This is a genomic window from Streptomyces sp. NPDC056347 (genome assembly GCF_042262625.1).
Lineage (GTDB): Bacteria > Actinomycetota > Actinomycetes > Streptomycetales > Streptomycetaceae > Streptomyces.
The window spans coordinates 34,284-52,239 of the sequence record NZ_JBHJQP010000031.1 but is presented as its reverse complement, the minus strand read 5'-3'; the positions used below and the strand labels follow the sequence as shown (position 1 = coordinate 52,239).

Below are 17,956 nucleotides of genomic sequence, written 5' to 3'. Positions count from 1 at the left end.
CTACGCGCCGGGGGCGGGGCGGGGGTGCGGTCCGCCGGGGCGGGCGGTGCGGCCGTCGTACCGCGTCCGTCCGCACCCCGAAGGCCGCGGCCGCCGTGCGGGTCAGAAGCCCGGCGGCTCGGTGTAGGTGCCCCACTCGTCGCGCAGTGCCCCGCAGATCTCCCCGAGGGTGGCCTCGGCGCGTACCGCGTCGAGCATCGGGGCGATCATGTTGGAGCCGTCGCGGGCGGCGGTCAGCATGGCGTCCAGGGCCGCCTTCACCCGGGCGTCGTCGCGGGCCTCCTTGCGGCCGGCGAGGCCCCGGACCTGCTCGCGTTCGACCTCGTGGCTGACCCGCAGGATCTCCAGGTCGCCGGTGACCGAGCCGTGGTGGACGTTGACGCCGACGACGCGCTTGTCGCCCTTCTCCAGCGCCTGCTGGTACCGGAAGGCGGATTCGGCGATCTCGCCGGTGAACCAGCCGTCCTCGATGCCGCGCAGGATGCCGGAGGTGATGGGCCCGATGGGATGCTGCCCGTCCGGGTGGGCCCGGATGCCGCGCTCCTTGATCTGGTCGAAGATCTTCTCGGCGTCCGCCTCGATGCGGTCGGTGAGCTGCTCGACGTACCAGGAGCCGCCCAGCGGGTCGGCCACGTTGGCGACGCCGGTCTCCTCCATGAGCACCTGCTGGGTGCGCAGGGCGATCTCGGCGGCCTGCTCGGAGGGGAGCGCGAGGGTCTCGTCGAGGGCGTTGGTGTGGAGCGAGTTGGTGCCGCCGAGGACGGCGGAGAGGGCCTCCACGGCCGTGCGCACGACGTTGTTGTACGGCTGCTGGGCGGTGAGCGAGACCCCGGCGGTCTGGGTGTGGAAGCGGAGCCACTGGGCCTTGTCGGTCTTCGCCCCGTAGGTCTCCTTCATCCAGCGGGCCCAGATCCGGCGGGCGGCGCGGAATTTGGCGATCTCCTCGAAGAAGTCGAGGTGCGCGTCGAAGAAGAAGGAGAGGCCGGGCGCGAAGGTGTCGACGTCGAGCCCGCGGGAGAGGCCGAGCTCCACGTAGCCGAAGCCGTCGGCGAGGGTGTACGCGAGCTCCTGCGCGGCCGTCGCCCCGGCCTCGCGGATGTGGTAGCCGGAGACCGAGAGCGGCTTGTACGCGGGGATGCCCCGGGCGCAGTGCTCCATCAGGTCACCGATGAGGCGCAGATGGGGCTCGGGCTGGAAGAGCCACTCCTTCTGCGCGATGTACTCCTTGAAGATGTCGGTCTGGAGCGTGCCGTTGAGCACCGCCGGATCGACGCCCTGGCGCTCGGCCGCGACCAGGTACATGCAGAAGACCGGGACGGCCGGGCCGCTGATCGTCATGGACGTGGTGACGTCGCCGAGCGGGATGTCCTTGAAGAGGACCTCCATGTCGGCGGCGGAGTCGATGGCCACGCCGCAGTGGCCGACCTCGCCGAGCGAGCGAAGGTCGTCGGAGTCGCGGCCCATGAGCGTGGGCATGTCGAAGGCGACGCTGAGGCCGCCGCCGCCCGCGGCCAGGATCATCTTGTACCGCTCGTTGGTCTGCTCGGCGTTGCCGAAGCCGGCGAACTGGCGGATGGTCCAGGTCCGGCCGCGGTAGCCGGTGGCGTGGAGTCCTCGCGTGAAGGGGTACTCACCGGGCCAGCCGATCCGCTCGAACCCGTCGTACGCGTCCCCGGGGCGGGGGCCGTAGACGGGATCGACCGGGTCCCCGGAGAGCGTGGTGAAGTCCGCGTCACGCTTGCGGGCCTTGTCGTAACGGGCCTGCCAGCGGAGGCGGCCTTCCTCGATCGCTTCAGCGTCCATACGATCGAATTTACTAGGACGTCCTACTAAATGTCGATGGGAAACCGCCCGGCGCTTCGCGCGGGGCGGTTTCGGGTGGTACGGGCGGTGCGGGCCGGGGCCCGCGCCGTTCAGGCCCCGGCGGTCGCCGGGGCGGCGTCGGCGATCAGCGGCTCGACCTCGCGGACGACCTTGCGCTCGACGAAGAACGCGGCCGTCGGGATCGTGCCGGAGATCAGCACCCAGAGCAGCTTGCCCATCGGCCACTTCGCCTTGGAGCCGAGGTCGAAGGCGAAGATCAGGTAGATGATGTAGAGGACCCCGTGGATCTGGGAGACGACGAGCGTCAGGCCCTCCCCGGTGTCGAAGCCGTACTTGAAGACCATGCAGGTGCAGAGCACCAGCAACATGACGGCGGTGACGTAGGCCATCACCCGGTACCGGGTCAGCACACTGCGTTTCATGGCATCGAGCCTAACCGGACACCCGGGGCGATCTTGCGGCGGGCCGGTCTCTCGAAACGCCGTTCTACGCCCCGTGTTTCCCCGGCTACGCCGCCCCGCCGGCCGGCCCCTACGCCTCCTCGAAATCGTGCGCCGCCACCCGCAGCGGGCGCAGCAGCGCGAAGATCTCCGCGCACTCCTCGGCGTCGTACACCCCGAGGCCGAACTCCATGGCGACCAGGTCCTCGGTCGCCGCCTCGACGACCTCGCGGCCCTTGTCGGTGATGGAGGCGAGGGTGCCGCGGCCGTCGTTGGGATTGGGACGCTTGTCGACCAGGCCGGAGCGGACGAGCCGGTCCACCGTGTTGGTGACCGAGGTGGGGTGCACCATGAGCCGCTCGCCGATCTTGGACATCGGCAGCTCACCGGCCTTGGAGAAGGCGAGCAGCACCAGCGCCTCGTAGCGGGCGAAGGTCAGCCCGTACGGCTTGACGACCGCGTCGACCTCGGCGAGCAGGATCTGCTGGGCGCGCATGATCGAGGTGATCGCCCCCATCGAGGGCACGGGCCCCCAGCGCTGCTGCCAGAGCTCGTCGGCGCGTGCGATGGGGTCGAAGGGGAGACTGAGCGGCTTCGGCACGGCATCGACCTTACCCACTGGTCATATGGCGGTCAGCTCTGTCTCGAACTTCGGTCCGAATATGACGGGATCACCCTGACAGCACCCGATCGGACCTGCCACAAAAAGGGACGAGCCCCGGCAAAGGGGGCTCGTCAGGGGGTTCGGGCACGGGACGTCAGTCCGCGAGGTACCGCTCGACCGTCTCGACCTTCGAGGTGAGCCCGTCGGTGACGCCGGGGCGGATGTCGGCCTTCAGGACCAGCGAGACCCGTCCGGCACGGGCCTCGACGGCGGCGACGGCCCGCTTGACGACGTCCATCACCTCGTCCCACTCGCCCTCGACGGAGGTGAACATCGCGTCCGTGCGGTTGGGCAGGCCGGACTCCCGGACGACCCGGACGGCGTCGGCGACGTACTCGCCCACGTCCTCGCCGACACCCAGCGGACTGACCGAGAACGCGACGATCATGCGCTGATCACGCCCTCGCGGCGGGCGCGGGCCGCGATGACACCGTCGGCCTCGTAGCGCTTGAGCACCTTGTCGCCGTAGAGCCCGCCGAACGGCAGGACCGCGAGCAGGAAGAAGAACGCGATGCGCTTCAGCGGCCACTTGGTCTTCGACCAGACGTCGATGAGCAGGACGGCGTAGATCACGAAGAGCACACCGTGCAGCATGCCGAGCGGCATCATCAGGAAGTCGATGTCCGAGACCCGGCTGAGGACCGAGCCGAAGATGATCAGGGCCGGGAAGGAGAGCGCCTCGGGAACCGAGATGAGGCGCAGCCGGTGCAGGGCGGTAGCGGTCTTGACGTCCACGGGGGCACCTTCGGTGGGAGAACGGTGACGGCTTGCGAAAGACGGCTTGTGAATCAAGGCACAAGCTCGCCCCATTGTGGCACCGTCGCGACGGCTGCCCGCCCCCGGGGCGGTGTGTACCGGCTCACGTGCCGTGGGGGCCGTACGTCCCGGTTGCGTACGGATCCTGTACCGGATACGCATCAGGGGCGGTTCGGGGCGGGCGCCGGGCCCACGGACCCTGTTCCGGCCGGGCGCCTGCGGCTAACGTCGGCCCGTGGCAATGTTCCGACTCCAAGGCAGCAGAACGCTCGCCGTCGACCTGGCCGGCGACGCCGTCAAGGCGAAGAACGGCTCGATGGTCGCCTACGACGGCCGGATGACGTTCAAGAAGATGACCGGCGGCGGCGACGGCCTGCGTGGCATGGTGACCCGCAGGCTGACCGGCGAGCAGATGGCCGTGATGCAGGTGACCGGCCAGGGCACCTGCTATTTCGCGGACCGGGCGAGCGAGATCAACCTGGTCTCGCTGCACAACGACAAGCTGTACGTCGAGGCCAGCAATCTGCTGTGCACCGACGCCGGACTGCGCACCGGCACCACCTTCACCGGTCTGCGGGGCGGGGCGAGCGGCAACGGCCTGTTCACCACCACCGTCGAGGGCACCGGGCAGGTGGCGATCATGTCGGACGGCGCGGCGGTGGCGCTGCGGGTCTCGGCGCAGTACCCGCTCTTCGTCGACCCGGGCGCCTACATCGCCCACCAGGGCAGTCTCCAGCAGCACCTCCAGTCCGGGGTGAACTTCCGGACACTGATCGGCGAGGGGTCCGGGGAGGCCTTCCAGATGCGGTTCGAGGGCGAGGGCGTCGTCTACGTCCAGCCGAGCGAGCGGAACACCCTCGGGGGCGATGTCTGATGCCGTTCCGCGAGATCAACCCGAAGATGGTCGAGGCGACGGTGGTGCCCGGCCAGAAGCTGTTCAGCCAGCGGGGCGCGATGCTCGCGTACCGCGGCGAGGTGTCGTTCACCCCGAACATCCAGGGCGGCCAGGGCGGCGTGATGTCGATGATCGGCCGCCGGGTGGCGGGCGAGGCGACCCCGCTGATGACGGTCGAGGGCAGCGGCACGGTGCTGTTCGGCCACGGCGGCCACCACATCCAGGTGATCGATCTGTCCGGCGACACCCTGTACGTGGAGGCCGACCGGCTGCTCGCCTTCGACGGGTCGCTCCAGCAGGGGACGATGTTCATGGGGTCGCAGGGCGGCGTGATGGGCATGGTGCGCGGCCAGGTCACCGGCCAGGGGCTGTTCACCACCACGCTCAAGGGGCACGGCGCGGTGGCGGTGATGGCCCACGGCGGGGTGATCGAGCTGCCGATCACGCCCGGCCGCGAGGTGCACGTGGACCCGCAGGCGTACGTGGCGCACCACGGCGACGTACGGAACAAGCTGTCGACCGCGCTCGGCTGGCGCGACATGGTGGGGCGCGGCTCCGGCGAGGCGTTCCAGCTGGAGCTGAGCGGGAGCGGCGCGGTGTACGTCCAGGCCTCGGAGGAGAAGCTGTGAGCACGCCCGTGGTCTTCGACCCGATGACGCTGCCGTCCGACGACAACGTCAACTCGTACACCTTCTGCGTGGAGCTCAAGGGGAGCCAGTGGTTCCTCCAGAAGGGCAAGATGATCGCCTACTACGGGCGGATCGACTTCAACGGCATCGGCCACGGCCGCTTCGAGCGGCTGATCCGTACGAGCTTCCACTCGCCGCTGCACGCGAGCGACTGGGTGGTGGCCGAGGGCAGCGGCAAGATGCTCCTCGCCGACCGGGCCTTCGACGTGAACTCGTACGACCTGGACGACGGGAATCTGACGATCCGGTCCGGGAACCTGCTCGCCTACCAGCCGTCCCTGGCACTCAAGCAGTCGATCGTGCCGGGTTTTCTGACCCTGATCGGTACGGGGAAGTTCGTGGCCGCCTCCAACGGTCCCGTGGTCTTCATGGAGCCGCCGCTGCGGGTCGATCCGCAGGCCCTGGTGGGCTGGGCGGACTGCCCCTCGCCGTGCCACCACTACGACCACGGGTACATGACCGGGGTGCTGGGCGGGCTGCGGTCGCTGACGGGGATCGGGGGCACCTCGGGCGAGGAGCACCAGTTCGAGTTCGTCGGCGCGGGCACGGTGCTGCTCCAGTCGACGGAGATGCTGATGGCCGAGCAGCCGACGGGGACGGTGCCGGATCAGGCCGGGGTGCCGGGGCGCGGGAGTCAACCCGGCGCCGGCCCCCGCATGCCCGGTCAGCTCGGGGACCTCCAGCGTCGTTTCGGGCTGTGAACGGTAGTCTGCGGAGTGTGACGCCGCACGTCCGAGCCTTGCGACCGGACCCGTTCCCGGGCGGTGCCGACCGTCACACTCCCACTTCGTCCAGCTTTCAACTTCTTAGGTAGAATCCATATATGGAGACCGAGACAGCCACTCGCTGGCTGAACGACGCGGAGCAGTGCGCCTGGCGCACCCACCTCGACGTCAGCAGACTGCTGATGCACCAGCTGGAGAAGGATCTCCAGCCGTTCGGCCTGACCAACAACGACTACGAGATCCTGGTCAACCTCTCGGAGTCGGACGACCAGCGCATGCGGATGAGCGACCTCGCTTCCGCGACGCTCCAGTCCAAGAGCAGGCTCTCGCACCAGATCACCCGCATGGAGAACGCCGGGCTGGTCCGCCGGGAGAACTGCGAGTCCGACCGGCGGGGCCTGTACGCGGTCCTCACCGAGGAGGGCGCCGAGACCATGCGCCGGGTGGCACCGCACCACGTGGCCTCGGTGCGCAAGCACTTCATGGACCTGCTGACGCCGGAGGCGCTGGAGAACCTGCACGCGGCACTGGCGCCGGTCGCCGATCACCTCCGGGGACGGCGCGGCCGGATCTGACGGCCCGGCGGGCGGCCTCAGCCGGCTCCGGGCAGCCGGAGCTCGAAGCGGGCGCCGCCCTCCGGCGCGTCGCCGGCCGTCAGCCCGCCGCCGTGCCGGACGGCGACGTCCCGGGCGATGGCCAGGCCCAGCCCCGCACCGCCCTCGTCCCGGCTGCGGGCGTCGTCGAGCCGTACGAAACGCTCGAAGATCCGCTCCCGCTGACCGGGCGGGACCCCCGCCCCGTCGTCGCTGACGGACACGGCCACCCCGCCCCGCTCCGCCGCCCGCACCTCGACCGTCACCGCGCCGCGCGCGTGGCGCTCCGCGTTGTCCAGCAGATTGCCGAGCACCCGCGCCAGCTGTCCGCGCGAACCGGTCACTTCGAACCGCTCCCCCTCGGGGACCGATACCGTCACCGCGATCCGGTCCCCCGTCCGCCGGGCCACCTCCTCGCGCACCAGCCGCCCCAGGTCCACCCGCGTACCGCCGGGCCGCTCCCCCGCGTCCAGCCGGGCCAGCAGCAGCAGATCGGCGGCGAGCGTCTGGAGCCGTACGGTGTCGGCGACCGCGCCCGGCAGGTCCAGCAGCTCCGGATGGGCCTCGGCCACCTCCAGCTGGGTGCGCAGGGAGGCGATCGGGCTGCGCAGCTCGTGCGAGGCGTCGGCGACGAAGCGCCGCTGCCGCTCCACCGAGGACTCCAGGGCCGCCAGGGTCTCGTTGGTGGTCCGGGCCAGCCGGGCGATCTCGTCGCCCGAGCCGGGCTCGGGCACCCGTCGGCCCAGGTCCTCGGAGGCGGTGATCGCGGCCATCTCCCGCCGGATGCCCTCGACCGGGCGCAGCGCCCGCCGGGTCACCAGCCAGGTCACCCCGGCGACGACGAGCAGCACCACCGGCAGCCCGGCCAGCATCGAGTCGCGCACGGTGCCCACGGCCTGCTGCTCGGAGGCGAGCGGGGCGCCCGCGTGGACGGTCAGGGTCTCCCCGCCGGGGGTGGTGGCCCGGACGGAGGCGAAGCGGTAGTCGGCGCGCTCGCCGTCCACGGTGGCGGTGCCGTTGCCGAAGTCCGCGTCGTCGGAGTCGACCTCGCCGCGGCCGGGGGCGGGGGCGGCGGAGCCGTCGTCGTCATCGCGGTCGTCGCCGGAGCCCGTGGAGCCGCCGGTGAGCGGCGGACGGACGGGGGTGACACGGTCGGTGCCGGTGCCGGTGATCGCCTGGAGGTCCTTGGAGACGGCGACCACCCGCCCCTCGTCGTCGGTCACCTGGACCGGGTGGTCCTCCTCGTCGCGCGTCTCCAGGCCGTCGTACGGCACGCCGAGGGCCAGCTGCCCGGCCACCTCCCGGGCCACCACCTCGGCCTGGAGCCCCGCCTGGCCGGTGAGGTGGGCGCGCAGCACGAGCAGCACGGCGATCCCGGCGCCGACCAGGGCGAGCGCCACCACCGCGGTGGCGCCGAGCGCGGCCCTGGCCCGTACGGATCTCACCGTGCCTCCAGGCGGTATCCGGCGCCGCGCACCGTGCGGATGGTCTCCGCGCCGAGCTTGCGCCGCAGGGTGCTCACGTACACCTCGACGATGTTCGGGTCGCCGTCGTAGGCGAAGTCCCAGACGTGCTCCAGGATGTCCGCCTTGCTCACCACCTCGCCGGGGCGCAGCGCGAGCTGTTCCAGCACCGCGAACTCCTTGGCGGTGAGGGTGATCTCGGCGTCGTCGAGGTGGACGCGGCGGGCCGCGGTGTCCATCCGCAGGGCGCCGACCGTGAGCACCGGAGAGCCGGAACCGCCCCCGCGGCGCCGCAGCAGCGCCCTGATCCTGGCCAGCAGCACGACGTACGAGAAGGGCTTGGTCAGGTAGTCGTCGGCGCCGGTGTCCAGGCCCTCGGCCTCGTCGTACTCGCCGTCCTTCGCGGTCAGCACCAGGATCGGCGTGTCGTCCCCGGCGGCGCGCAGGGCGGCGCAGACCCGGTAGCCGTTCATCCCGGGCAGCATGATGTCGAGGACCAGCAGGTCGTAGCCGCCCCCGGCGGCCCGGTGCAGCCCTTCGAGGCCGTCGTGGACCACGTCCACGGCGAAGCCCTCGGCGGTGAGTCCCGCGGCCAGGGCCGTCGCGAGCCGCTTCTCGTCCTCCACGATCAACAGGCGCATGCCCCATAGGTTCGCAAACCGGAGCTGAAGACGGCTTCAGGTGGCTTCAGGCTGCGTTCAGCATCGCCCCGGCAGGGTGGTTCCCGTCGAGAACCGGCGCACCCGATCAGGAGGAACCCCATGAAGCGCAAGATCGTCATCGCCGCCGTCACGGCCGCCGTGCTCGCGGGCGGCACAGCCGCCACCTCGGTCGCCTTCGCGGACGACAACGACCACGACAGCGAGGTCAGGAGCAGCGTGGCGAGCGGCCATGCCGCGAAGGTGGACGTGAAGGAGGCGGTGGCAGCGGCCCTGAAGGCGGTCCCGGGCACGGCCACCGAGGCGGAGCTGGACGACGAGGACGGCGGGCTCGTCTGGGAGGTCGACGTGTACGGCTCCGACAAGGCCCGGCACGACGTGACGGTGGACGCCGGCAACGGCAAGGTGCTCGGCAAGCACACCGACGAGGACAAGGCCGACGACGACGACCGCGACCACGACCCGAAGGCGTCCGGACCGGCCGGAGTCACCCTGGACGCGGCCGTCGACACCGCGCTGAAGGCCCGCCCCGGGACGGTGACCTCGGTGGACCACGACCACGACGGCCGGGCGCAGCACTGGGAGGTCGAGGTCACGGCAGAGGACGGCAAGGAGCACGAGCTGAAGGTCGACGCGGCCGACGGCAAGGTGACGGCCGACCGGGTGGACGACGACCACCAGGACCGGAAGCACGACGACCACGACGACCCGAACGGCGACCACCACGACGACCGCGACGAGGACTGAGCACGGGCCCGCGACTCACACGTCGGAGCATCGCCTCCGGCCCGGCTGGGCGTGATGACGACGCGCGACGGCGACACGGGTCATCGAGCGCGGGACAGGAATCGGCGGCGACGGCAGCCGACGGGGTACCGTCCGTGCTCCCCGGAACGGTCGGTCCACGGCTCGTCCCGGACGGCGCGGTGGCCGCCGGTGCGCCAGGAGGCGGGAGTCACCCGTGCCGGTGGCCCGGACCGCGTCGTGCGGCACCGGGTGGTCGCCCGGGTACCGGAGAGCGGTGGCTCCCGCCGCCGTTCGGCGCCGTCGGCCGCGTCCAGCGCGCCCGGAGGTCAGGACCCGGCGGTGAGCCCGGCTACCAGCTCGTCGGCGGCGGCGTACGGGTCGAGGCCGCCGGCCACGATGCGTTCGGCGAGCGCGCCGAGGTGGCGGTCGCCGTGCAGGTCGCCGATGCGCTCGCGGAGCCGGGTGACGGCGATGGTCTCGACCTCGCGGGCGGCGCGGGCCCGGCGCCGCTCGGCGAGCACGCCGTGCTCCTCCATCCAGGCCCGGTGCTTCTCCAGTGCCTCGACGACCTCGTCGATGCCCTGGCCCCGGGCGGCGACGGTCTTGACGATGGGCGGCCGCCAGTCGCCGGGGCCGCGCGCCTCGCCGAGGCCCAGCATGTGGTTGAGCTCGCGGGCGGTGGCGTCCGCGCCGTCCCGGTCGGCCTTGTTGACCACGTACACGTCGCCGATCTCCAGGATTCCGGCCTTCGCCGCCTGGATGCCGTCGCCCATGCCGGGCGCCAGCAGGACGACGGAGGTGTCGGCCTGGGAGGCGATCTCCACCTCCGACTGGCCGACCCCGACCGTCTCCACCAGGATCACCTCGCAGCCCGCCGCGTCCAGCACCCGGATCGCCTGCGGCGCCGACCAGGCGAGCCCGCCGAGGTGGCCGCGAGTGGCCATGGAGCGGATGTAGACGCCCGGGTCGGAGGCGTGCTCCGACATCCGGACCCGGTCGCCGAGCAGCGCCCCGCCGGAGAACGGTGAGGAGGGGTCGACGGCGAGGACGCCGACCCGCTTCCCGGCCCGCCGGTACGCCGAGACCAGCGCCGACGTGGAGGTCGACTTCCCGACGCCCGGCGAGCCGGTCAGGCCGACCACGTACGCGTTGCCGGTCAGCGGTGCCAGCGCCGCCATCACCTCGCGCAGCTGTGGGGACGCCCCCTCCACCAGGGAGATCAGCCGGGCCACGGCCCTCGGCCGGCCCGCGCGTGCCTGCTCGACCAGGGTGGGGACGTCCACCATCACCGCTCCGTTCGCTCGTTGCGTGCTATTGGCTACTTGCCCGGGACGCGGACGATCAGCGCGTCGCCCTGGCCGCCGCCGCCGCACAGGGCCGCCGCGCCGACACCGCCGCCGCGCCGCTTCAGCTCCAGCGCCAGGTGCAGGACGACCCGGGCGCCGGACATGCCGATCGGGTGGCCGAGCGCGATGGCGCCGCCGTTGACGTTGACCTTCTCCGAGGTGACGCCGAGGTCCTTCATGGACTGGACGGCGACCGCCGCGAAGGCCTCGTTGATCTCGATCAGGTCCAGGTCCGCGACCTCCAGGCCCTCCTTCTTCAGGGCGTGCAGGATCGCGTTGGACGGCTGCGACTGGAGCGAGTTGTCCGGACCGGCCACGTTGCCGTGGGCGCCGATCTCGGCGATCCAGTCCAGGCCCAGCTCCTCGGCCTTGGCCCTGCTCATGACGACGACCGCGGCCGCGCCGTCGGAGATCTGCGAGGAGGTGCCCGCGGTGATCGTGCCGTCCTTGGCGAAGGCCGGGCGCAGCCTGCCCAGGGACTCCACGGTGGTCTCCGGGCGGATGCCCTCGTCCTTGGCGAACAGGACCGGGTCGCCCTTGCGCTGCGGGATCTCGACCGGGGTGATCTCGGCCTCGAAGACACCGTTCTTCTGGGCGGCGGCGGCCCGCTGGTGCGAGAGTGCGCCGATCTCGTCCTGGTCGGCGCGGGTCAGCCCGAGGCGGGTGTTGTGCTTCTCGGTGGACTCGCCCATCGGGATGTTCTCGTAGGCGTCGGTCAGACCGTCGTACGCCATGGAGTCGAGCATCTCGATCGCGCCGTACTTGTGGCCCTCGCGGGACTTCGGGAGCAGGTGCGGGGCGTTGGTCATGGACTCCTGGCCGCCCGCGACGACCACGTCGAACTCGCCGGCGCGGATCAGCTGGTCGGCCAGGGCGATGGCGTCGAGCCCGGAGAGGCAGACCTTGTTGACGGTGAGCGCGGGCACGTTCATCGGGATGCCCGCCTTGACCGCGGCCTGACGGGCCGGGATCTGGCCGGCGCCGGCCTGGAGCACCTGGCCCATGATCACGTACTCGACCTGGTCCCCGCCGATACCGGCCCGGTCCAGCGCCGCCTTGATGGCGATGCCTCCGAGGTCGGCTCCGGAGAAGCTCTTCAGCGAGCCGAGAAGGCGGCCCATGGGCGTCCGCGCGCCCGCGACGATCACTGAGGTGGTGTCGGTCGTTCCAGACATGAGGGGCGCCCCTTGGGTGAGAAGTGAACGAGGGTTTACTCGAATGTACTGAGCGGTCCCCCGCCCGTCATCCGGCAGCGGGTGTGACGGCGCGCACGTTGCGTAACCGTGCGTGCGGCGCTGCACTGGTTCCATGCTGACGCGCATCGATCACATCGGAATCGCCTGTTTCGACCTGGACCGGACCGTCGAGTTCTACCGCTCGACGTACGGGTTCGAGGTCTTCCACTCGGAGATCAATGAGGAGCAGGGCGTACGGGAGGCCATGCTCAAGATCAACGATACGTCGGACGGGGGCGCTTCCTACCTCCAGCTCCTGGAGCCGACCCGGGAGGACTCGGCCGTGGGCAAGTGGCTGGCGAAGAACGGCGAGGGGGTCCACCACATCGCCTTCGGGACCGCGGACGTCGACGGGGATTCCGAGGCGATCCGGAACAAGGGTGTCCGGGTGCTGTACGACGAGCCCAGGACCGGCTCGATGGGCTCCAGGATCACCTTTCTGCACCCCAAGGACTGCCACGGAGTCCTCACCGAACTGGTCACGTCCGCAGCGGAGCACTGACCTCCGGATACCTGGCCCGGTAGAGTGGGCGGTTCCGGGCCGGGGCCGGGTCGGGGCCGCGCCGCGTCCCCAGCCGCTGATCTGTCACCATTCCCCCGGGGGCCGTTCACCGGTGAACGGTACTCGTCGGAGAGTTGCGACCAGGGTTGGGGTCTCCCCCGCTCGAACGAAGTTGAGAGCTCGGGGAAGGATGGGACCGCGCAGTGCGGGGCTACGAACGCCAGGAGAGCCACCGAGCTGAAGACGACCATCTCTCGCGGTTCGAGGCCGAGATGGACCGGCTGAAGACCGACCGGGAGAAGGCCGTCCAGCACGCCGAGGATCTCGGCTACCAGGTCGAGGTCTTGCGCGCCAAGCTGCACGAGGCTCGGCGCAATCTCGCGAGCCGTCCCGCGTACGACGGCGCGGACCTCGGCTACCAGGCCGAGCAGATGCTCCGCAACGCGCAGATCCAGGCGGACCAGCTGCGGACCGACGCCGAGCGGGAGCTGCGCGAGGCGCGGGCGCAGACGCAGCGCATCCTCCAGGAGCACGCCGAGCACCAGGCCCGGCTCCAGGCCGAGCTGCACAACGAGGCCGTGCAGCGGCGCCAGCAGCTCGACCAGGAGCTGGCCGAGCGCCGCCAGACCGTCGAGTCGCACGTCAACGAGAACGTCGCCTGGGCCGAGCAGCTGCGGGCCCGCACGGAGTCCCAGGCCCGCCGACTGCTCGAGGAGTCCCGGGCGGAGGCCGAGCAGTCCGTGGCCGCGGCCCGCGCCGAGGCGGCCCGGCTCGCGGAGGAGACCCGCCAGCGGGTCGGCTCCGAGGCGCAGTCGGCCCGTGCCGAGGCCGAGACGATCCTGCTGCGCGCGCGCAAGGAGGCCGAGCGGCTCCTCGACACCGCCTCCGCCCAGGCCCGCGAGGCCACCAGCCACGCGGAGCAGCTGCGTACGTCGACGTCGGCCGAGACCGAGCAGACCCGGCAGCGGACCGCCGAGCTGGGCCGGGCGGCCGAGCAGCACATGCAGGAGGCCGAGACCCGGCTGCGCGAGGCCCGGCTGGCGGCCGAGAAGGTCACCTCCGAGGCGAAGGACGCCGCGGCCAAGCGGCTGGCCGCCGCCGAGTCGGAGAACGAACAGCGCACCCGTACCGCCAGGTCGGAGATCGCCCGGCTGGTCGGCGAGGCCACCAAGGAGGCCGAGACGCTGAAGGCGGAGGCCGAGCAGGCGCTCGCCGACGCCCGCGGCGAGGCGGACCGGCTGAAGTCCGAGGCCGCCGAGAAGGCCCGCACCGCCGCCGCCGAGGACGCCGCGGCCCAGCTCGCCAAGGCCGCCCGGAGCGCCGAGGAGGTGCTGACCAAGGCGTCCGAGGACGCACGGTCCACCACCCGCGCGGCGGGCGAGGAGGCCGAGCGCATCCGCCGCGAGGCCGAGGCCGAGGCGGACCGGCTGCGCGGCGAGGCCGCCGAGCAGGCCGACCAGCTCAAGGGCGCCGCCAAGGACGACACCAAGGAGTACCGGGCCAAGACGGTCGAGCTCCAGGAGGAGGCGCGGCGGCTGCGCGGCGAGGCCGAGCAGCTGCGCTCCGAGGCGGTCGCCGAGGGCGAGCGCATCCGCGGCGAGGCCCGCCGCGAGGCCGTCCAGCAGCTCGAGGAGGGCGCGAAGAGCGCCGAGGAGCTGCTGGCCAAGGCGAAGGCGGACGCGGAGGAGCTGCGCGCCACCGCGAGCACCGAGGGCGAGCGGGTCCGCGCCGAGGCGGCCGAGCGCTCCGGCGCGCTGCGCAAGCAGGCCGAGGAGGCCCTGGAGCGGGCCCGTGCCGAGGCCGAGGAGCTGCGCACGGAGGCCGAGGAGCAGGCTTCCTCGACCACCACCGCGGCCGAGACGGCGGCGGCACGCTTGCGCGAGGAGACCGAGCGCGCGGTCGCGGCCCGGCAGTCGGAGGCGGCCGAGGAGCTGGCCCGGCTGCGCGAGGAGGCGGAGACCAAGGTCGTCACCGCCGAGCAGGCGCTCACCGACGCCCGTGCCGAGGCGGAGCGGGTACGGCGGGAGACCGGCGAGGAGTCCGAGCGGCTGCGCGCCGAGGCGGCCGAGCGCGCCCGCGCGCTGCGCGAGCAGGCCGAGGCGGAGGCGGAGCGGCTGCGTGACGAGGCCGCTTCGGACGCCTCGCAGGCGCGGGCGGAGGGCGAGTCCGTCGCCGTACGGCTGCGTTCCGAGGCCGCGGCGGAGGCCGAGCGGCTCAAGTCCGAGGCCCAGGAGGCGGCGGACCGGCTGCGCGCGGAGGCCGCGGCCGCCGCGGAGCGGGTGGGCACCGAGGCCGCCGAGGCGCTGGACGCCGCGCAGGAGGAGGCGAACCGGCGCCGCCGGGAGTCCTCGGAGACCCTCGACGCGGCGCGTGCCGAGGCGAACCAGGAGCGCGAGCGGGCCCGCGAGCAGAGCGAGGAGCTGCTGGCCTCGGCCCGCAAGCGGGTCGAGGAGGCGCAGACCGAGGCGCAGCGCCTGGTCGAGGAGGCGGACACCCGGGCGACCGAGCTGGTCACCGCTGCGGAGCAGACCGCCCAGCAGGTCCGGGATTCGGTCAGCGGGCTCCAGGAGCAGGCCGAGGCGGAGATCGCCGGGCTGCGTTCGGCGGCCGAGCACGCCGCGGAGCGGACGAAGTCCGAGGCGCAGGAGGAGGCGGACCGGGTCCGTACCGACGCGCACGCCGAGCGGGAGCGGGCCGGGGAGGATGCGGCCCGGGTCCGTCAGGAGGCGCGGGAGGAGGCCGAGGCCGCGAAGGCGCTGGCCGAGCGGACGGTCGCGGATTCGATCGCCGAGGCCGAGCGGCTGCGGGCGGACACCGCCGAGTACAGCCAGCGGATGCGCACCGAGGCGTCCGACGCCCTGGCGTCGGCCGAGCAGGACGCCGCGCGGAGCCGTGCCGAGGCCCGCGAGGACGCCAACCGGATGCGTTCCGACGCCGCGACGCAGGCCGACCGGCTGGTCGGCGAGGCGACGAGCGAGGCCACCCGGCTCGTCGAGGAGGCCACGGCGAAGGCGGCCGGGCTCGTCGAGGAGGCCACCGCGCAGGCGGCCACGCTGGTCGGGGAGGCCACGCAGCAGGCGGCCACGCTGTCGGGCGAGGCGGCGGACGAGGCCGAGCGGCTGCGGGCGGAGGCGGCGGCCACCGTCGGCTCGGCCCAGGAGCACGCGGCCCGTACCCGCGAGGAGACGGAGCGGGTCCGTGCCGAGGCGGAGGCGGCGACCGAGCAGTTGCGCACCGAGGCCCGCGAGGAGGCGGACCGGCTGCTCGACGAGGCGCGGGAGGCCGCGGCGAAGCGCCGGGCCGACGCGGCGGAGCAGGCCGACCAGCTCATCGAGAAGGCCCGCGAGGAGGCGCTGCGCGTCGCCACCGAGGCCGAGGAGCAGTCCGACACGATGGTCGGCGCGGCCCGCAAGGAGGCCGTGCGGATCACGTCGGAGGCGACCGTCGAGGGCAACACCCTGGTGGAGCGGGCCCGTACGGACGCGGACGAGCTGCTGGTCGGCGCGCGCCGGGACTCCACGGCGATCCGGGAACGGGCCGAGGAGCTGCGGGCCCGCCTGGAGGGCGAGATCGAGGAGCTGCACGACCGGGCCCGGCGGGAGACCGCCGAGCAGATGAAGACGGCGGGCGAGCGCGTCGACAACCTGATGAAGGCGGCGACGGAGCAGCGCGAGGAGGCGGAGACCAAGGCGAAGGAGCTGCTGGCGGACGCCAACTCGGAGGCGAGCAAGGTCCGGATCGCCGCGGTGAAGCGGGCCGAGTCGCTGCTGAAGGAGGCCGAGCAGAAGAAGGCCACGCTGGTCCGCGAGGCCGAGAAGCTGCGCGCCGACGCCGAGGCCGAGGCGAAGCGGACGGTCGACGAGGGCAAGCGCGAGCTCGATCTGCTGGTGCGCCGCCGCGAGGACATCAACACCGAGATCTCCCGTGTGCAGGACGTGCTGGAGGCCCTGGAGTCCTTCGAGACCCCGGCGGGCGGCGGCAAGGGAGCGGGCGGTTCCTCCGGCGGAGTCAAGGCCGGGGCCGGTTCCGGCACTCGGTCGGGTGGAAAGTCCTCGGAGAGCTGAGCGGTGTCCCGTAACCCCCGGTGGACTGGCGCGCGGCGTCGGACGCGGTGCGTCGCAGGGCGGAGGGACGTCCGGATGCCGGGCGCGTCCGGGCGTTCCGGCACCGCGGCGAGGTGCCGTGGCCGTCGTCGTGCGCCGGCCACGGATTGCGGGACACCCCTCGGGGCCGTTCCCGCGCGCCCGGCTGGACCATTCCGCCCTCCGGGTGGCAAGGGTTGTGCGGGGCGGCCACTCAAAAGAGGTGTCATTCTCCAGATCAAAAAGGCATCCGCTCGATGACACGCCGCTTCGGCCCCTAGGATTCCCCTTATAACACCTCACCGGTCTCATCCGACAGGAACCCCATGAGCGACCCTTCCTCCCCCTTCGGCTTCGAACTCGTGCGACGTGGATACGACCGCGGTCAGGTGGATGACCGCATTACCAAGCTCGTCGCCGACCGTGATAGTGCCCTGACCCGCATCACGTCTCTGGAGAAGCGCATCGAGGAACTCCACCTCGAAACGCAGAACGCCCAGGCCCAGGTGAGCGACGCGGAGCCGTCGTACGCCGGTCTCGGTGCCCGTGTCGAGAAGATCCTCCGGCTGGCCGAGGAGGAGGCGAAGGACCTGCGTGAGGAGGCCCGCCGCGGCGCCGAGCAGCACCGCGAGCTCGCCGAGTCCGCCGCCCAGCAGGTGCGCAACGACGCCGAGACCTTCGCCTCCGAGCGCAAGGCGAAGGCGGAGGACGAGGGCGTCCGGATCGTCGAGAAGGCCAAGGGTGAGGCGAGCTCGCTGCGCGCCGAGGCGCAGAAGGACGCCTCGCAGAAGCGCGAGGAGGCGGACGCCCTCTTCGAGGAGACCCGCGCCAAGGCCGCCCAGGCCGCCGCGGACTTCGAGACCAACCTGGCCAAGCGCCGCGACCAGTCGGAGCGCGACCTCGCGTCCCGTCAGGCCAAGGCCGAGAAGCGCCTCGCCGAGATCGAGCACCGCGCCGAGCAGCTCCGTCTGGAGGCCGAGAAGCTCCGTACGGACGCCGAGCGCCGGGCCCGCCAGACGGTGGAGACCGCGCAGCGCCAGTCCGAGGACATCGTGGCCGACGCGAACGCCAAGGCCGACCGCATCCGCAGCGAATCGGAGCGCGAGCTGGCGGCGCTCACCAACCGCCGCGACTCGATCAACGCGCAGCTGACCAACGTCCGCGAGATGCTGGCCACGCTGACCGGTGCCGCGGTCGCCGCCGCCGGCGCGCCCGTCGACGACGAGCCGGTCACCCGCGGCGTCCCGGCCCAGCAGGGCCGCTGACCCCGTAGCAGGACGCCGTCCGCGCGCCCGGTTCCGCCCGTGTGGTGGCGCCGGGCGCGCGGCCGTTCTAG

At 72.4% G+C, this 17,956-nt stretch carries 17 protein-coding genes; 8 read left to right on the top strand and 9 right to left on the bottom strand.

Annotation, left to right across the window (positions count from 1 at the left end; translation table 11 throughout):
• Positions 1-102: 102 nt before the first annotated feature.
• The 5 genes from ACFCV8_RS10640 to ACFCV8_RS10620 form a co-directional block, all read right to left on the bottom strand.
• Positions 103-1,803 carry a methylmalonyl-CoA mutase gene (locus tag ACFCV8_RS10640; protein WP_376684929.1) on the bottom strand — a complete coding sequence of 567 codons (1,701 nt, stop codon included), beginning with the start codon at positions 1,801-1,803 and terminating at the stop codon, positions 103-105.
• 110 nt (positions 1,804-1,913) lie between these two features.
• Positions 1,914-2,246, bottom strand: a complete 333-nt coding sequence (locus ACFCV8_RS10635) for a DUF3817 domain-containing protein (protein ID WP_376684928.1) — start codon at positions 2,244-2,246, stop codon at positions 1,914-1,916.
• A 109-nt stretch (positions 2,247-2,355) separates the two neighbouring features.
• Complete coding sequence (locus ACFCV8_RS10630; protein ID WP_376684927.1) at positions 2,356-2,865, bottom strand: MarR family winged helix-turn-helix transcriptional regulator; 510 nt, start codon at positions 2,863-2,865, stop codon at positions 2,356-2,358.
• A gap of 157 nt (positions 2,866-3,022) precedes the next feature.
• Entirely contained in the window at positions 3,023-3,316 is a 294-nt protein-coding gene (locus ACFCV8_RS10625) for an MTH1187 family thiamine-binding protein (protein ID WP_014048385.1), read from the bottom strand.
• Positions 3,313-3,663, bottom strand: coding sequence for a DUF3817 domain-containing protein (locus tag ACFCV8_RS10620; protein WP_376684926.1), 351 nt, complete (start codon positions 3,661-3,663; stop codon positions 3,313-3,315). Before ACFCV8_RS10620 ends, ACFCV8_RS10625 begins: the two co-directional genes overlap by 4 nt.
• A gap of 262 nt (positions 3,664-3,925) precedes the next feature.
• Here ACFCV8_RS10620 and ACFCV8_RS10615 point away from each other — a divergent pair, with 262 nt between their 5' ends.
• The 4 genes from ACFCV8_RS10615 to ACFCV8_RS10600 all read left to right on the top strand — a co-directional run bounded on the left by ACFCV8_RS10615 (position 3,926) and on the right by ACFCV8_RS10600 (position 6,568).
• Positions 3,926-4,558 carry an AIM24 family protein gene (locus ACFCV8_RS10615; protein ID WP_376684932.1) on the top strand — a complete coding sequence of 211 codons (633 nt, stop codon included), beginning with the start codon at positions 3,926-3,928 and terminating at the stop codon, positions 4,556-4,558.
• Complete coding sequence (locus ACFCV8_RS10610; RefSeq protein ID WP_376684925.1) at positions 4,558-5,208, top strand: AIM24 family protein; 651 nt, start codon at positions 4,558-4,560, stop codon at positions 5,206-5,208. Before ACFCV8_RS10615 ends, ACFCV8_RS10610 begins: the two co-directional genes overlap by 1 nt.
• Positions 5,205-5,969, top strand: coding sequence for an AIM24 family protein (locus tag ACFCV8_RS10605; RefSeq protein WP_376684924.1), 765 nt, complete (start codon positions 5,205-5,207; stop codon positions 5,967-5,969). Before ACFCV8_RS10610 ends, ACFCV8_RS10605 begins: the two co-directional genes overlap by 4 nt.
• A 122-nt stretch (positions 5,970-6,091) precedes the next feature.
• Positions 6,092-6,568, top strand: a complete 477-nt coding sequence (locus ACFCV8_RS10600; protein ID WP_376684923.1) for a MarR family winged helix-turn-helix transcriptional regulator — start codon at positions 6,092-6,094, stop codon at positions 6,566-6,568.
• A 17-nt stretch (positions 6,569-6,585) separates the two neighbouring features.
• Here ACFCV8_RS10600 and ACFCV8_RS10595 read toward each other — a convergent pair whose 3' ends face one another.
• Complete coding sequence (locus tag ACFCV8_RS10595) at positions 6,586-8,031, bottom strand: sensor histidine kinase (protein ID WP_376684922.1); 1,446 nt, start codon at positions 8,029-8,031, stop codon at positions 6,586-6,588.
• Complete coding sequence (locus ACFCV8_RS10590) at positions 8,028-8,690, bottom strand: response regulator transcription factor (RefSeq protein WP_376684921.1); 663 nt, start codon at positions 8,688-8,690, stop codon at positions 8,028-8,030. Before ACFCV8_RS10590 ends, ACFCV8_RS10595 begins: the two co-directional genes overlap by 4 nt.
• 120 nt (positions 8,691-8,810) lie before the next feature.
• Here ACFCV8_RS10590 and ACFCV8_RS10585 point away from each other — a divergent pair, with 120 nt between their 5' ends.
• Positions 8,811-9,455: a PepSY domain-containing protein gene (locus tag ACFCV8_RS10585; RefSeq protein ID WP_376684920.1), complete on the top strand. Its 645-nt coding sequence runs from the start codon at positions 8,811-8,813 to the stop codon at positions 9,453-9,455.
• 326 nt (positions 9,456-9,781) lie between these two features.
• On the opposite strand, the gene meaB is transcribed toward ACFCV8_RS10585, so the two are convergent.
• The gene (gene meaB / locus ACFCV8_RS10580; RefSeq protein ID WP_376684919.1) at positions 9,782-10,741 is read right to left on the bottom strand and encodes a methylmalonyl Co-A mutase-associated GTPase MeaB; all 960 of its coding nucleotides are present in this window, start codon (positions 10,739-10,741) and stop codon (positions 9,782-9,784) included.
• Positions 10,742-10,773: 32 nt separating this feature from the next.
• The gene (locus ACFCV8_RS10575; protein ID WP_376684918.1) at positions 10,774-11,976 is read right to left on the bottom strand and encodes an acetyl-CoA C-acetyltransferase; all 1,203 of its coding nucleotides are present in this window, start codon (positions 11,974-11,976) and stop codon (positions 10,774-10,776) included.
• A gap of 133 nt (positions 11,977-12,109) precedes the next feature.
• Here ACFCV8_RS10575 and mce point away from each other — a divergent pair, with 133 nt between their 5' ends.
• The 3 genes from mce to ACFCV8_RS10560 all read left to right on the top strand — a co-directional run bounded on the left by mce (position 12,110) and on the right by ACFCV8_RS10560 (position 17,885).
• Positions 12,110-12,538: a methylmalonyl-CoA epimerase gene (gene mce / locus ACFCV8_RS10570; protein ID WP_376684917.1), complete on the top strand. Its 429-nt coding sequence runs from the start codon at positions 12,110-12,112 to the stop codon at positions 12,536-12,538.
• A 203-nt stretch (positions 12,539-12,741) separates the two neighbouring features.
• A complete protein-coding gene (scy, locus tag ACFCV8_RS10565; RefSeq protein WP_376684916.1) occupies positions 12,742-16,602 on the top strand; it encodes a polarized growth protein Scy in 3,861 nt (1,286 codons plus the stop codon).
• A 344-nt stretch (positions 16,603-16,946) separates the two neighbouring features.
• The gene (locus ACFCV8_RS10560; protein ID WP_376684915.1) at positions 16,947-17,885 is read left to right on the top strand and encodes a cellulose-binding protein; all 939 of its coding nucleotides are present in this window, start codon (positions 16,947-16,949) and stop codon (positions 17,883-17,885) included.
• Positions 17,886-17,956: the final 71 nt, after the last annotated feature.

Coding starts and splice junctions, on each gene's coding strand:
- ACFCV8_RS10640 (WP_376684929.1), bottom strand. CDS start 1,803: ATGGACGCTGAAGCGATCGAGGAAGGCCGCCTCCGCTGGCAGGCCCGT.
- ACFCV8_RS10635 (WP_376684928.1), bottom strand. CDS start 2,246: ATGAAACGCAGTGTGCTGACCCGGTACCGGGTGATGGCCTACGTCACC.
- ACFCV8_RS10625 (WP_014048385.1), bottom strand. CDS start 3,316: ATGATCGTCGCGTTCTCGGTCAGTCCGCTGGGTGTCGGCGAGGACGTG.
- ACFCV8_RS10615 (WP_376684932.1), top strand. CDS start 3,926: ATGTTCCGACTCCAAGGCAGCAGAACGCTCGCCGTCGACCTGGCCGGC.
- ACFCV8_RS10610 (WP_376684925.1), top strand. CDS start 4,558: ATGCCGTTCCGCGAGATCAACCCGAAGATGGTCGAGGCGACGGTGGTG.
- ACFCV8_RS10600 (WP_376684923.1), top strand. CDS start 6,092: ATGGAGACCGAGACAGCCACTCGCTGGCTGAACGACGCGGAGCAGTGC.
- ACFCV8_RS10590 (WP_376684921.1), bottom strand. CDS start 8,690: ATGCGCCTGTTGATCGTGGAGGACGAGAAGCGGCTCGCGACGGCCCTG.
- ACFCV8_RS10585 (WP_376684920.1), top strand. CDS start 8,811: ATGAAGCGCAAGATCGTCATCGCCGCCGTCACGGCCGCCGTGCTCGCG.
- meaB (WP_376684919.1), bottom strand. CDS start 10,741: ATGGTGGACGTCCCCACCCTGGTCGAGCAGGCACGCGCGGGCCGGCCG.
- ACFCV8_RS10575 (WP_376684918.1), bottom strand. CDS start 11,976: ATGTCTGGAACGACCGACACCACCTCAGTGATCGTCGCGGGCGCGCGG.
- mce (WP_376684917.1), top strand. CDS start 12,110: ATGCTGACGCGCATCGATCACATCGGAATCGCCTGTTTCGACCTGGAC.
- ACFCV8_RS10560 (WP_376684915.1), top strand. CDS start 16,947: ATGAGCGACCCTTCCTCCCCCTTCGGCTTCGAACTCGTGCGACGTGGA.